Source organism: Paenibacillus sp. Soil522 (assembly GCF_001428245.1).
Taxonomy (GTDB): Bacteria; Bacillota; Bacilli; order Paenibacillales; family Paenibacillaceae; genus Pristimantibacillus.
Window position 1 is genome coordinate 96,413 of sequence record NZ_LMRV01000055.1, and the last position, 13,428, is coordinate 109,840.

14 protein-coding genes are annotated in these 13,428 nt (G+C 46.7%); all 14 read left to right on the top strand.

Annotation, left to right across the window (positions count from 1 at the left end; all coding sequences use genetic code 11):
• Positions 1-160 precede the first annotated feature (160 nt).
• The 14 genes from trmFO (at position 161) to ASG81_RS18140 (ending at position 13,410) form a co-directional block, all read left to right on the top strand.
• Positions 161-1,480: an FADH(2)-oxidizing methylenetetrahydrofolate--tRNA-(uracil(54)-C(5))-methyltransferase TrmFO gene (trmFO, locus tag ASG81_RS18075; RefSeq protein ID WP_056637072.1), complete on the top strand. Its 1,320-nt coding sequence runs from the start codon at positions 161-163 to the stop codon at positions 1,478-1,480.
• A 60-nt stretch (positions 1,481-1,540) separates the two neighbouring features.
• Entirely contained in the window at positions 1,541-2,086 is a 546-nt protein-coding gene (gene hslV, locus ASG81_RS18080; protein ID WP_056637075.1) for an ATP-dependent protease subunit HslV, read from the top strand.
• A gap of 77 nt (positions 2,087-2,163) precedes the next feature.
• Positions 2,164-3,564, top strand: coding sequence for an ATP-dependent protease ATPase subunit HslU (hslU, locus tag ASG81_RS18085; protein ID WP_056637077.1), 1,401 nt, complete (start codon positions 2,164-2,166; stop codon positions 3,562-3,564).
• 27 nt (positions 3,565-3,591) lie between these two features.
• The gene (gene codY / locus ASG81_RS18090; RefSeq protein WP_056637080.1) at positions 3,592-4,362 is read left to right on the top strand and encodes a GTP-sensing pleiotropic transcriptional regulator CodY; all 771 of its coding nucleotides are present in this window, start codon (positions 3,592-3,594) and stop codon (positions 4,360-4,362) included.
• Positions 4,363-4,578: 216 nt separating this feature from the next.
• On the top strand, positions 4,579-5,001 hold the full coding sequence (flgB, locus tag ASG81_RS18095) for a flagellar basal body rod protein FlgB (protein WP_056637085.1): 423 nt from the start codon (positions 4,579-4,581) through the stop codon (positions 4,999-5,001).
• A 2-nt stretch (positions 5,002-5,003) separates the two neighbouring features.
• Positions 5,004-5,453, top strand: coding sequence for a flagellar basal body rod protein FlgC (gene flgC, locus ASG81_RS18100; RefSeq protein WP_056637087.1), 450 nt, complete (start codon positions 5,004-5,006; stop codon positions 5,451-5,453).
• Between the two features lie 39 nt (positions 5,454-5,492).
• Complete coding sequence (gene fliE, locus ASG81_RS18105) at positions 5,493-5,798, top strand: flagellar hook-basal body complex protein FliE (protein ID WP_056637089.1); 306 nt, start codon at positions 5,493-5,495, stop codon at positions 5,796-5,798.
• 42 nt (positions 5,799-5,840) lie between these two features.
• Positions 5,841-7,412: a flagellar basal-body MS-ring/collar protein FliF gene (gene fliF, locus ASG81_RS18110; protein ID WP_056637093.1), complete on the top strand. Its 1,572-nt coding sequence runs from the start codon at positions 5,841-5,843 to the stop codon at positions 7,410-7,412.
• Positions 7,413-7,435: 23 nt separating this feature from the next.
• Entirely contained in the window at positions 7,436-8,437 is a 1,002-nt protein-coding gene (gene fliG, locus ASG81_RS18115; protein ID WP_155971659.1) for a flagellar motor switch protein FliG, read from the top strand.
• Entirely contained in the window at positions 8,430-9,269 is an 840-nt protein-coding gene (locus ASG81_RS18120) for a FliH/SctL family protein (protein ID WP_056637095.1), read from the top strand. The genes fliG and ASG81_RS18120 overlap by 8 nt, the downstream gene beginning before the upstream one ends.
• Positions 9,256-10,581 carry a flagellar protein export ATPase FliI gene (gene fliI, locus ASG81_RS18125; protein WP_056637098.1) on the top strand — a complete coding sequence of 442 codons (1,326 nt, stop codon included), beginning with the start codon at positions 9,256-9,258 and terminating at the stop codon, positions 10,579-10,581. The genes ASG81_RS18120 and fliI overlap by 14 nt, the downstream gene beginning before the upstream one ends.
• 8 nt (positions 10,582-10,589) lie before the next feature.
• Entirely contained in the window at positions 10,590-11,036 is a 447-nt protein-coding gene (fliJ, locus tag ASG81_RS18130; protein WP_056637101.1) for a flagellar export protein FliJ, read from the top strand.
• 38 nt (positions 11,037-11,074) lie between these two features.
• Positions 11,075-11,980 (top strand): MgtE protein, encoded by a 906-nt coding sequence (locus tag ASG81_RS18135; RefSeq protein ID WP_056637104.1) that lies wholly within the window; start codon positions 11,075-11,077, stop codon positions 11,978-11,980.
• 50 nt (positions 11,981-12,030) lie between these two features.
• The gene (locus ASG81_RS18140) at positions 12,031-13,410 is read left to right on the top strand and encodes a flagellar hook-length control protein FliK (protein ID WP_056637107.1); all 1,380 of its coding nucleotides are present in this window, start codon (positions 12,031-12,033) and stop codon (positions 13,408-13,410) included.
• Positions 13,411-13,428: the final 18 nt, after the last annotated feature.

A 13,428-nucleotide genomic window follows, 5' to 3' on the forward strand; every position in this document is an offset into this window, starting at 1 on the left:
GATAAACAAGCTCGTACAAAAATGTAAGCGTGTCCCGCAGGAACGAAAGCGCTCCATGCCCTCCTGACATTACAGCATCTTTAGTTGATAAGCGGGTTAAAATAACTGAATTTTTTGTATTATGCTGAGAGAATTATATTTTGAAAGGATTGAACACATTTTGTCACAATCACAAAAAGTAACCGTCATTGGAGCAGGTCTTGCAGGAAGTGAGGCTGCATGGCAAATCGCATCGCAGGGAGTACCAGTAACTTTATACGAAATGCGTCCGGTAACGAAAACGCCAGCTCATCATACGAACCAATTTGCGGAGCTTGTCTGCAGCAACAGCCTGCGGGCCAATGGTCTCTCTAATGCTGTAGGCGTCCTAAAGGAAGAAATGCGCCGGCTTGACTCGCTAATTTTGAGCAGCGCCGATCAGCATGCCGTACCGGCAGGCGGGGCGCTAGCGGTTGACCGTGACGGCTTTTCCGGTGAGGTTACGCGCCGGCTGCATGAGCATCCGCTAGTCGAAGTGCGTAATGAGGAAGTGACGGAAATCCCGGCAGATGGTATCGTAGTCATCGCTACAGGGCCGCTGACAGCACCGGGTTTATCTTCCCAAATTCAAGAGCTGCTAGGCGAGGAGTACTTTTATTTTTACGATGCAGCTGCTCCAATCGTAGAAAAAGATTCAATCGATATGAATAAGGTTTATTTAGCTTCCAGATATGACAAAGGGGAAGCCGCATATTTGAACTGCCCAATGACGGAAGAAGAGTTTGGAATTTTCCATGAGGCGCTTACGACGGCAGAGAAAGCAGAAGTAAAGGATTTTGAGAAGGAAGTATACTTTGAAGGCTGTATGCCGATTGAAGTGATGGCGAGCAGAGGCAAGCAAACGGTATTATTCGGTCCAATGAAGCCCGTTGGCCTCGTCAACCCGCATACGGGCAAGCTGCCGCATGCCGTTATCCAGCTTCGTCAAGATAACGCCGCAGGTACTTTATATAACCTGGTTGGCTTCCAGACCCACCTGAAGTGGGGCGAGCAGAAGCGTGTATTCTCATTAATACCTGGACTGGAAAACGCGGAATTCGTTCGTTTTGGTGTCATGCACCGCAATACATTTATCAATTCACCGCGTCTGCTTAAGCCGACTTACCAGCTTAACAACCGCGACACGCTGTTCTTTGCAGGTCAAATGACCGGCGTTGAAGGTTATGTGGAATCGGCTGCGTCCGGCTTAATTGCCGGCATAAACGCTGCGAGACTTGCACGAGGTCTGGAGCCGCTTGTCCTGCCGGAGCATACTACGCTCGGAAGCATGGCTCATTATATTACGACTGCCGATTTCAAACATTTTCAGCCGATGAATGCTAATTTCGGGTTATTTCCGCCGCTTGAGAAGAAGATTCGGAGCAAGAAAGAAAAGAACGAAATGATCGCGAATCGCGCGCTGGAAAGTATCGAGCAATTTAAACGGGAACATTTGCAGTAACCTTTCGTAATGAAGGCATGACAATCTATTTTCAAGATGGAACCTTGGGGAGGCAAAGCAATGGAAATGCAATTTCACGCAACTACGATCTGTGCAGTTCGGCATGAAGGGAAAGGCGCTATTGCCGGGGACGGACAGGTAACTTTCGGGAACAGCATGGTCATGAAAAATTCAGCGAAAAAAGTAAGAAGGCTTTACCGCGGTCAAGTCATTGCAGGATTCGCGGGATCGGTCGCAGATGCGATTACTTTGTTCGAGAAGTTTGAGGCGAAGCTGGAGGAGCATCATGGCAATTTGCAGCGTTCAGCAGTGGAGCTTGCAAAGGAATGGCGTTCCGATCGCGTTTTACGCAGGCTGGAAGCGATGATGCTGGTTATGGACAAAACCGGCTTGCTGTTAATTTCGGGCAATGGCGAAATCATTGAGCCGGATGACGGCATTTTGGCAATAGGCTCGGGCGGAAGCTTCGCTTTGTCTGCGGCAAGAGCGCTTCATCGCCACGCGCCTCAATTGGAAGCAAAGGATATCGCGCGTTCTTCACTCGAGATCGCAGCTGAAATTTGCGTGTTCACGAATCATAATATTATCGTAGAAGAAATCGTATAAATCAATTAATCCTCTTTAGAATAGACGGCAAGCTTCGGGATGTCATAGGGAAGAATAGATATCGGAGGGATTTTATAATGGGAAATGATGCATTGACGCCACGGCAGATCGTAGCGGAGCTTGATAAGTATATCGTTGGGCAAAAGCCGGCGAAACGTTCCGTAGCAATTGCGCTTCGCAATCGTTATCGCAGAAGTTTGCTCGATGAAACGCTGCGCGATGAAATCGTTCCGAAAAATATTTTGATGATTGGACCAACCGGAGTCGGTAAAACGGAAATCGCCCGCCGTTTGGCGAAGCTGGTAAAGGCGCCTTTCGTAAAGCTTGAGGCGACAAAATTTACTGAAGTGGGCTATGTCGGCCGCGATGTTGAATCAATGGTCCGTGATCTCATCGAAACAGCCATTCGGATGGTGAAAACGGAAAAAACCGAAAAAGTCAAAGATAGAGCCGAAAAGCTTGCTAATGACCGGATCGTATCCTTGCTGGCGCCGTCCGCAACAAAAGCGAAGTCGCAAAAAAATCCGTTCGAGATGCTCTTTGGCAATCAACAGCAATCCGAGGAGCCGAAGGAAGAGCCTGAAGTAGAGAATGCGCTCTCTCAAAAACGCTCGCAGCTCAAGGAACAGCTGTCCTCAGGTAAGCTCGAAAATGAAATGATTGAAATTGAGGTCGAGGATACCTCGCCGAGTATGATGGATATGCTTTCTGGACAGGGGCCTGAAGGCATGGGCATGAATATGCAGGAGTTGTTCGGTCAGCTTATGCCGAAGAAGCCAAAGAGGCGCAAGCTTCCGATAAGGGAAGCACGTAAGGTGTTGACGCAAGAAGAAGCGAATAAGCTGATCGATATGGATGATGTGATCTCGGAATCAATTGCCAGGGCGGAGCAATCCGGCATTATTTTCATAGATGAGATTGATAAGATCGCAAGCCCTTCGCGCGGTTCCGGCCCGGATGTTTCCAGAGAAGGCGTTCAGCGCGATATTTTACCAATTGTAGAGGGTTCTACGGTAATGACCAAATATGGTCCGGTCAAAACGGATTATGTTCTGTTTATAGCCGCAGGCGCGTTTCATGTTGCTAAGCCTTCCGATCTGATTCCCGAGCTTCAAGGCCGCTTCCCGATTCGGGTAGAGCTTACAAGCCTCAGCCTGGAAGATTTTGTAAGCATATTGAAAGAGCCGAAAAATGCTTTAACGAAGCAATATGCGGCGCTGCTCGAGACGGAGGGCATACAAATCGAGTTTTCGGAGGAAGCGATTCGCGAGCTAGCATCTATCGCTGCTGAAGTAAATCGCAATACCGAAAATATTGGCGCGCGCCGCTTGCATACGATTTTGGAAAAGCTGCTTGAGGATTTATCGTTTGAAGCACCGGAGCTTTCGCTCGATAAAATGACGATAACGCCGGAATATGTTCGGGAAAAACTGGGAAGCATTGCACAGAACCGTGATTTAAGTCAATATATACTGTAGTTGTTATGAGTTTTAGGAGGCATCAGAATGACTTTACTAACAAAGACAAGAACGCTGAATCGATTGCTGCAACGTGCGGCCGGCAAAGCGCTCAGCTTTAGGGAAATGGCGGAAGTGCTTTGCACAACGATCCAGACGAATGTATTCGTCGTCAGTCGCAGAGGGAAAATACTTGGCTGTTCGGCCGTAGACGCATATGATCATGATTTTATGCGAACGTTATCTGCCGACGAGCTTCGTTTCCCGCAAGAGACTAACGTTCGTTTTCTAGATATGCAAGAATCGATGACGAATGTGAAACCGGATCCTGGTATTTACGAAACCTTTCCAAGGTTAGGGGATCAAGAAATAATGACGGTTGTGCCCATTATTGGCGGAGGAGACCGTTTGGGAACTTTAGTGCTGACCCGTTTGTCAGGCACTTTCGATGATGACGATCTTATATTGGCGGAGTATGGGTCAACGATCGTTGGTATGGAAATTTTGCGTGAGCGGACAGAGGAAATTGAGCAGGAGGTTCGCAGTCGAGCTGTCGTTTCAGTCGCGGTCGGTTCTTTATCGTTTAGTGAATTAGAAGCAGTCGAACATATTTTCGAAGAGCTTGATGGCAAGGAAGGCTTGCTCGTAGCGTCGAAAATCGCTGATCGAGTAGGTATTACCCGCTCAGTCATCGTTAACGCATTGCGCAAGCTTGAAAGTGCCGGCGTTATCGAAACGAGATCTTTAGGGATGAAAGGCACATACATTAAAATATTGAACCAGCAGCTGCTGCAAGAGCTGGAAAAAATTAAGTCCTGATTGCAGGACTATGAGAATAAAAGGGCCCTATCTTTTTTAAAAGATAGGGCTTTTTTCTTATTGTAATAATTTAGGTAATTGTTAAATATTAATTTATCAGCAAAAAACGACACAGTCGTCTCATTTTTTTAATATTTCTGTCGAACAAAGAAGGAAATTAGCGGTAATCTGTTGAATAGGTAAAATAGATCTCTTATGTGAAAGTGGTGAAACTACGTGAATTTGTTGAATGGCGCAGCATTCGGAAGAATGGAAGGTGCGCTTCAAGCAGCAGAAATGCGGCAACGCGTCATTTCTAACAATGTGGCAAATGGAGATACGCCGCATTTCAAACGGTCTGAGGTTTTATTTGAGGAATTATTAGGGCAAATGACGGGGGACCGGCAAGGTCGATTGACGGGTAAAAGAACGAATGATAGGCATATTGCTATAGGACCAGGATCACCCGGATCATCTAATGTGCCTATACCCCAAATTGTGACCGATGAATCAACTTCGATGAACAACAATGATAACAATGTTGACATCGACCGAGAAATGTCTTTGCTGGCCAAAAATCAATTGAGCTATAACCTGTATGTGCAACAAATTAATCATGACGTGAGAATGATGCGCACGGCGATTGAAGGGAGAGCCTAACGGTGAGATTGTCAACAGGGTTTGATATTAGCGCTTCCGCATTATCTGCGCAACGTCTGCGTATGGATGTTATTTCTTCAAATATAGCAAATGCAGAAACGACTCGAGGCAGTTTTGTAAACGGTCAATTCCAGCCATATAAGAGGAAGATGGTCGTTATGGAACCGATGCAGCAGTCGTTTTCAAGTGTGCTTTCCAGTCAATTAAGTGGAAGCTCGGCAGCGCAAGGCGTTAAAGTAACAAAAATAAAAGAAGACCACTCGCCGAACAAGCTAATCTACAATCCAACTCATCCTGATGCGGATGCCAATGGCTACTTGAATATGCCGAATGTGGACGTTACGAAGGAAATGGTGGATATGATTTCGGCGACACGTTCCTATGAAGCAAACGTAACGGTTTTAAATGCTTCCAAATCGATGTTTGTTAAGGCATTAGAAATCGGCAAATAACCATACATAATCATTCTGTAAAGTATTGGAGGAATATTGATGATACAAGCGATGTCGCTTGGACCGGTGCAGCCCGCGAAACTAATTGATACAAAATCGGTTCAAGAAGCGACTCCGGCACAATTAACACAGTCCTTTGGACAATTTTTGCAAACGGCAATCGATAATGTAAGTAACCAAGAACAAAACGTACATAAGCTTAATGATAAATACATAATGGGTCAGGCGGATGTTTCGAAGGTTCTCATTGCTTCAGAGCAATCACAGTTGAGTTTGCAGCTCACCTCACAAGTCCGCAACAAAGTAGTTGAGGCTTATCAAGAAATAATGCGGATGCAAATCTAATCATACTTAAGACCTAGCATAGTATTTGGGTGAGGTGACAACGTGAACGAGAGAATCGCCCAATATCGAGATAGGCTCACTCAATTTTGGGGCCAAATGGGCAGAAAACAAAAAATATGGTTGGGGGCATCTATTAGTGGACTGTTGTTAACAATCATTTTGTTAACGATCGTGTTTTCGAGAACGGAATACGAAATTGCTTTCCAAGATTTAGACACGACCGATGCAGCAGCTATTATGACTTACTTGGATAGCAGTGGAATTGTTTATCAGCTCAGTAACAACGGGAAAAGCATTTCAGTGCCAAGCACGGATGCATCCCGAATTAAGGTAGATGTCGGCTCGCAAGGATTAGTTCAAAACGGTTCAATCGGATTCGAAGCCTTTAGTGCAAGCTCCAGTCAATTTGGAACAACTGAAAATGAATTTAACGTGAAGTATCTCAATGCCTTGAATGGAGAAATACAGCAGCTTCTAAATGCTATGCAAGGTGTGGATAGTTCGAAAGTTTTGGTTAATTTGCCGGAAGAAAGTGTATTTCTTTCAGCGGAAGACGCTGAACAAGCATCCGCATCAATCATGTTGAAGTTTATTTCAGGCTATCGGCCTAGTCAAAAAGAAATCGACGGGTATTATAACCTCGTAAAAACCGCTGTTCCAAATTTAGCGATCAAAGATATCACGATTTCTAGTCCCCAAGGAGAATTGACATATTCTGAAACAGATGGTGGATTGGCTGGCAGTACAGATGCTGTAGAATCGCAATTCATCATTCAACGGAAATATGAAGCCGAGCTTAAGAAAAACATTCAGCAATTTCTCGGGCCGATCGTCGGAGCTGATAATTTAGTTATTCAAGTGTCCAGCAGCATGAACTTCGATAAGAAGACATCGCAGGAATCAGTCGTGAAGCCGCTTGATAACAACAATAATAACGGAATTATTATTAGCGAAGAGATCAACAACAGCACTTCGACCGGCAATTCGGGAGAGGCTGGCGGCGTTGCAGGAACCGGGGAGACTGATGTGCCGGGGTATGAGGCGGCGTCGACAGGCGGAAGCTCTTCTGAAACGAACTCGCAAATTCGGAATTATGATGTTACACGAATTAACAATAACATCGTATCCGGCCCTTTTGTTCTTAAAGACCTTTCTATTAGTATCGGAATCGAACAATCAGAAATGAATGATGAAGCGAGTAAAACAGCAATTATGACCTATTTAACTGCATTGGTAAGAGCGCAGCTCGCGGATTCTGGTCAAGATGTGAACGATGATGCACTCATGCAAAAGAAAGTATCCTTAATCGCAAGAACATTTTCCGGCAGCAGTTCTGATGATCAAGCAGGTCTGCTATCTACGCCATGGATGATTGGCATAGGTGTTGCTGCTCTTGCCATAATCGGCGGACTGATCTTTATGCTTGCCCGCAGACGCAAAAAAGTTGTCGAGGAAGAAATTGAATTGGCAGCTCCTGCTAAAGTAGAATATCCGACGCTTGATTTAGAAAGTATCAGTAACGATAGTCAAGCCCGTAAAAATCTTGAAACACTTGCAAAACGAAAACCGGATGAGTTCGTTAATCTTCTTCGCACATGGCTCGTGGATGAATAGAGGTGGTTCAATTGTCAAAGTTAATGCCAAGCTTAACAGGTCGCCAGAAAGCTGCTATTTTGCTTATTACGCTTGGACCTGAGGTATCGGCACAAATATTTAAGCATTTACGTGAAGAAGAAATTGAACAGCTAACGCTGGAAATCGCCAATGTACGAAAAGTGGACAGTATTGACCGAGAAACGATATTGAGCGAATTTCACCAAATTTGCATGGCTCAGGAGTACATAACGCAAGGTGGTATTTCCTACGCAAAAGACATATTGGAAAAAGCGCTGGGCGAACAAAAAGCGCTTGAGGTCATTAACCGATTGACAGCTACGCTGCAGGTAAGACCATTTGATTTCGCCAGAAAAGCGGAGCCTACGCAAATTTTAAACTTTATTCAAAATGAGAATTCGCAAACGATTGCTTTGGTCTTGTCCTATTTGCAATCTGAGCAATCCTCGCATATTCTTTCTTCTCTTCCTCAGGAGAAGCAAGCAGAGGTAGCAAGGCGAATCGCGTTGATGGACAGTACGTCGCCAGAGGTTATTTCTCAGGTTGAGCGCATCCTTGAGCAAAAGTTATCCGCTACGGTTACGCAGGACTACACAAATGCCGGGGGTATCGATTCTATCGTACAAATTTTGAACGGTGTCGACCGCGGTACGGAGAGAACCATTCTTGATGCGCTTGAAATTCAAGATCCGGAGCTTGCAGAAGAAATCAAGAAGCGCATGTTCGTGTTCGAGGATATTGTCAATATCGACAATCGCTCGATTCAACGTATCATTCGCGATATCGAGAATGCTGATCTTCAGCTGTCGCTTAAAGTGGCGAGCGAAGAGGTGCGTGAAGCGATATTCCGCAATATGTCGAAACGGATGGCAGAGACCTTCAAAGAAGAAATGGAGTTTATGGGGCCGGTCCGTCTGCGCGACGTGGAAGAAGCACAGACTCGTATCGTTGCTACCATTCGCAGACTAGAAGAGTCTGGTGAAATCATCATCGCCCGCGGTGGAGGAGACGACATCATTGTCTAATTTGATAAAATCTTCGAGCGTGATTACTCTTGATCAATTAAAACAGCTGGAATGGCTGTATCAACGAAATGTTGAAATGCACGAGCCGCTTGATCAGGAAGCGGACATTGAGCCTGTACCTGATGAAGAGACCATTTCTTTGCGAGATCAAATTTTGAATGATGCTCAGCTCTATGCGGAAGAAAGACTTCGCGAAGCGGCCCAGGAAAGCGAAAGGCTTCTGGCTGAAACGCAGCAGCAGATCGATGTTTGGTGGCTGCAAAGGCGTACGGATGACGAAGCAGCAGCCGAAGAATCGCGGCAAGCCGGCTTTGAGCTAGGTTATGCTGAAGGGGCTGCGCAATCAGAATCGGAATTGCGAGAGAGCTGGGAGTATAAGCTTTCCGAAGCATCGGATGTATTAAAAACTGCATTCGAAATGCGCGAGCAAATCATTCAGGAGGCGGAGCCATTTCTAGTTGAATTAAGTTGCGCCATTGCGGAAAAAATCATTGGACAGCAGCTTACGTTAGCGCCTGAGATGGCTATCGAGCTGATTCGCAAATCGTTGTCTCGAAGAAGAGAGCAGGGCGTAATCACGCTGTGCGTCGCGCCAGGCCAGCTCGCATTCGTACAAGCTGCCAGAGAAGAGCTTCATTTTGCGATCGATTCGCAAGCCGAGCTGCAAATTTTGCCTGACTCGACGGTAAAGGACAACGGTTGTGTCATTCGTTCTGTATATGGCAGCATCGACGCCCGGATCGATACGCAGCTAGCTGAGATTAAACGAGAGTTGATGCATCTTGCTCATCATAGCGGCGAAGAGCGAGGTCATTTCGATGAAAGTGAATAATTTGGATGTTCTAAAGTACATCGAGCACATGCAGCCACTTGATCCCGTGCGGGTAAACGGCAAAGTAACACAAGTTATCGGTCTGACGGTTGAATCGGAAGGGCCGGATGCGAGTATCGGTGACGTTTGCTTAATCTATCCTTCCAAAGGAGCGAAGCCGATCAAAGCAGAAGTCGTCGGATTTCGCGATAACAAGGTTATCTTGATGCCGCTCGGCGATCTTCATGCGATAAGCCCTGGCTGCGACGTCGTCGGCACCGGCAAGCCCTTAACGGTTCAGGTCGGATCAGAGCTGCTGGGTAAAGTGCTGGACGGCCTCGGCAATCCGCTCGACGGATCCTTCCTGCCTAGGCGGATGCAGCATTATTCGACGCATAATGAGCCGAGTAATCCGCTAAAGCGTCCACGAGTCGTTGAACCGCTCGGGATTGGCGTGAGAGCGATTGATGGCCTGCTTACCGTAGGACGCGGTCAGCGCGTCGGCATTTTCGCTGGTTCCGGTGTCGGCAAAAGTACGCTGCTAGGGATGATAGCAAGGAATACATCCGCTGACGTCAACGTAATCGCCTTAATCGGTGAGCGAGGACGTGAAGTGCTGGAGTTTATCGAGAAGGATCTGGGGCCTGAAGGGCTAGCTCGTTCGGTCGTAATCGTAGCTACTTCAGACCAGCCGGCATTAATTCGTATGAAAGGCGCTTTAATTGCGACTTCTATTGCTGAATATTTTCGCGATCGTGGTCTAAACGTTATGTTAATGATGGATTCGGTTACGCGTTATGCGATGGCGCTGCGCGAAGTTGGCCTTGCTATCGGTGAGCCTCCCGCTACACGCGGCTATACGCCTTCAGTATTCGCAGCTCTGCCAAAACTGCTTGAACGAGCAGGGACAGGTCCTACAGGTTCCATTACAGCCTTCTACACCGTGCTTGTCGACGGTGATGATATGAATGAGCCCATCGCGGACGCTGTCCGCGGAATTTTGGACGGTCACATCGTTTTGAGCCGGCAATTAGCTCATAAAGGACATTTTCCAGCAATCGATGTGTTAGCCTCTGTTAGTCGCGTTATGAAGGAAATTGTAACGGAAGAGCAGCAGGATGCGGCAAATGATTTGAAAAAACTACTGTCTATATATAAAGATTCGGAAGACTTGATAAATATCGGGGCGTACCAACGTGGCTCAAATGCAGAAATTGATATGGCGCTTCAATTTATTGAGCCGATTCAGAGTTATACGAGGCAGAAGACCAGCGAAAAGGTGAGCCTTGAGGAAGCGCAAAATCGTTTAATTACCGATTTTTACAGGAGTTGAACCGTTAGATGGCATCGTTTCGTTATTCATTTCAAAAGGTTGTTGATTTGAAGGCTAGTGAGAAGACACAAGCAGAATGGACTCTGTCATCAGCAATTGGCGCTCTTACAGAAGAGGAGCTGTCGCTTGAGCTGTTACGTGCGAAGCAGCGGGAATGGGAAGGCAAGCTGCATGAGGCTACGCGTATTGCCGTTCCCCTGTCAGAGCTTCAAGTCATCCAGCATTATTTGGATCATTTAGTAGCTTGTATTACAAGCAAATTGAAAGATGTGCTGCAAGCACAGAAGGCGGTTGAGCAAAGCAGGCTTAAGCTTTCAGACAAGATGAAGGATGAGAAAGTGTGGCTTAAAGCAAAAGATCATGCGCGTGACCGATTCCAGCATGCTATGCAAATCAAAGAGCAGAACGAGTTGGATGAGCTGGCAAGCGTCCGTTTCATGATACCAACCCCATAAACGTGATGCGTGAGACCGGCTAGAGGGAGTGAGTAGAATTGGCGGGTTTGGATAAAGAAAAGCAAGGTTACAGCGCGCTGGAACGAATCATGTTTTTGATGACGCCGATTTTATTCGCAATCGTTTTGCTCGGCGTACTGTATACCTTGTTCAATATTGATTTTCGCAATAAGATGCTGGAGGCCGGAAACTCGGTTCCCTTCTTAAAGGACGTGCTTCCTGAGCCTAAGGTTGCGGGAGGGGTATTAAATGATGATGAATTGAAAACAGCAAATATGTCTGCGAAAATTGCGGATTTGCAAGCGCAGCTGACTGCGATTGAAAGCGAACTGGCAGCTGCAAACCAGTCTAAGACTGCGCTTGAGCAAGAGGTTAAAGATTTGGAAAGCGATAACTCTCAGCTCAAGAGCGTTAATGATGAGCAATTGCTTAAGGATGAGGAATACGAAGCAAAAATTCAAGAATTAGCGAGTATGTTTTCCAAAATCACGCCAAGCAAGGCAGCCCCTATTTTGCAAAGCATGACTTTAGAAGAAATCGTGCTTGTATTTGCAAATATGCGTTCCGATGACAGGGTTCGTATTATGGAGAAGATGAATCCGCAGACGGCGGCCGACGCAGCTATGATGCTGAAGGATAATGTGAAGACAAAGGATTTGCAAATAGCCGCGCTTCAAGCAAAACTAAATGCTCAGAAGACGCCGGAAACGAAGAAAGCAACCTCCGTGCTTGATCAAGAGCAGTTAAGTGCAACGTTCACGGCTATGGATGCAAAAAGCGCCGCTGAATTGTTAATTAAAATGGTCGAGGTAAGTCCAAGCAAGGTGCTTCGGATTCTTAATTCGGTTGACAATCAGTCGAGATCGGCGATTCTGGCCGAAATGTCGGGAATTAATGAAGCGACCACAGCTCAGCTTGTATCCAAATTGATGACAGGCAGTTAACGGCTGATCAAGCAGCTTTTGAACCCCCTATTCGAAAGGAGGTGAGAAAAATGGAAATGATGATTCCACAAATTGCGTCAAGCCAGCCACAGGCTCAAGCGACTACAACTGGACAAGCGAGCAAAAGTACAGGCGGAGCGGTGTTCCAAAAAACGTTAGTGAAGCAGCTTAACGGCGGCGATGCTGCTGGTGGTACTGCAAATACGCTAGGCAATCAGCCAGTTGGAATTGTATTAAAGGAAGCGGCAAGCGAAACCACAGATTCCGCAGCTGCCCCAACTGTATCTGATCTGATGTCGATTATCGACGGATTGCTTGAACAGCTGGCTGAACCGGCAACAGAAGAAGGCGAAGCGCCAGCAGAAGATGAGCAGCAGCTGAAGCAATTAGAAGCTGTTCTCGATCAAATGAATGCGCTGCTCGCGCTGCTCGGAATTCCAGTTCCTGTTATTCAGCAGCCGGCTAAGCCATTGAATGCCGAGAATGGAAGCATGTCCGATCAGCAAGCGGTTGCGAACATCAGGGCTGTAAAGTCTAACTTGCAGGATACGCTGCTGCAAATACAAGCCATGCTTCAGCAGGGGGCGACTAAGCTGATTCAACAACAAGAGCCAACGGAATGGGTAGCGAAGCAGCTTCAAGCGTTAACAGCGATTTTGGAAGGCGAGACGGTGGATACGAATAAACCGCAGACGAAATCGTCAGCCTTCACACAACAACTGTTTTCAGCGCAAACTGCTCCACAAGCTCAGGTTAGCACGCTGTTGCAGCGCTTATCGCAGCAAGCGGCAGTTCATCCGGCACTCCTATCTACAGCAGTTCAAAGCTCGGAGAAAGGCGTCGATTCAGAAACAGCCGCTTCATCGGCTGAATCGCCCCCGCTGGTTCAGCCGGGCGCAAGTAATCCGGATACGCTGCGAGGTTTCGCACCGCTGGTTGCAAATGCAGCAGCTGCTTCGACTTCATATGTCGTTGCGGATGAGTTTGCTAAGTCGATGACGGGATTGATCGTACAAAAGTTTGATTTAACATCCGTCAATGGTGTTTCAGAAGCGAAGATTATACTTTTCCCTGAACATATGGGACAAGTGGACGTACGAATTACGATGCAAAATGGCTTATTGACGGCAATCTTCCAAACCGACACAGCTATGGCCAAAGATATGCTGGATAATCAAATGGCGCAGCTTCGTTCCGCTCTTCAAGCACAAGGCCTAATGGTCGATAAGCTTGAGGTGTCGCAGGGGCAATCGATGACACAGCTGTCTCAGCAGCATCAAGGTCATGGAAGCAGTCAGCAGCAAGATTCCAGCCGTCAGTCTTTTCACGGCGAAGAGGGATCGAGCGAAACTCATTTTGAAACCGAAATGATTGAACAATCGGCAATTCAAGGACTTGGCTTCGGCAGAGGAATAAACGTTAAGGCTTAGCAGAGCAATCGTACCGCT

Bases quoted from the DNA above. Each gene is read 5' to 3' on its own strand.
- hslV (WP_056637075.1), top strand. From the start codon at position 1,541: ATGGAAATGCAATTTCACGCAACTACGATCTGTGCAGTTCGGCATGAA.
- hslU (WP_056637077.1), top strand. From the start codon at position 2,164: ATGGGAAATGATGCATTGACGCCACGGCAGATCGTAGCGGAGCTTGAT.
- codY (WP_056637080.1), top strand. From the start codon at position 3,592: ATGACTTTACTAACAAAGACAAGAACGCTGAATCGATTGCTGCAACGT.
- fliE (WP_056637089.1), top strand. From the start codon at position 5,493: ATGATACAAGCGATGTCGCTTGGACCGGTGCAGCCCGCGAAACTAATT.
- fliG (WP_155971659.1), top strand. From the start codon at position 7,436: ATGCCAAGCTTAACAGGTCGCCAGAAAGCTGCTATTTTGCTTATTACG.
- fliI (WP_056637098.1), top strand. From the start codon at position 9,256: ATGAAAGTGAATAATTTGGATGTTCTAAAGTACATCGAGCACATGCAG.
- fliJ (WP_056637101.1), top strand. From the start codon at position 10,590: ATGGCATCGTTTCGTTATTCATTTCAAAAGGTTGTTGATTTGAAGGCT.
- ASG81_RS18140 (WP_056637107.1), top strand. From the start codon at position 12,031: ATGGAAATGATGATTCCACAAATTGCGTCAAGCCAGCCACAGGCTCAA.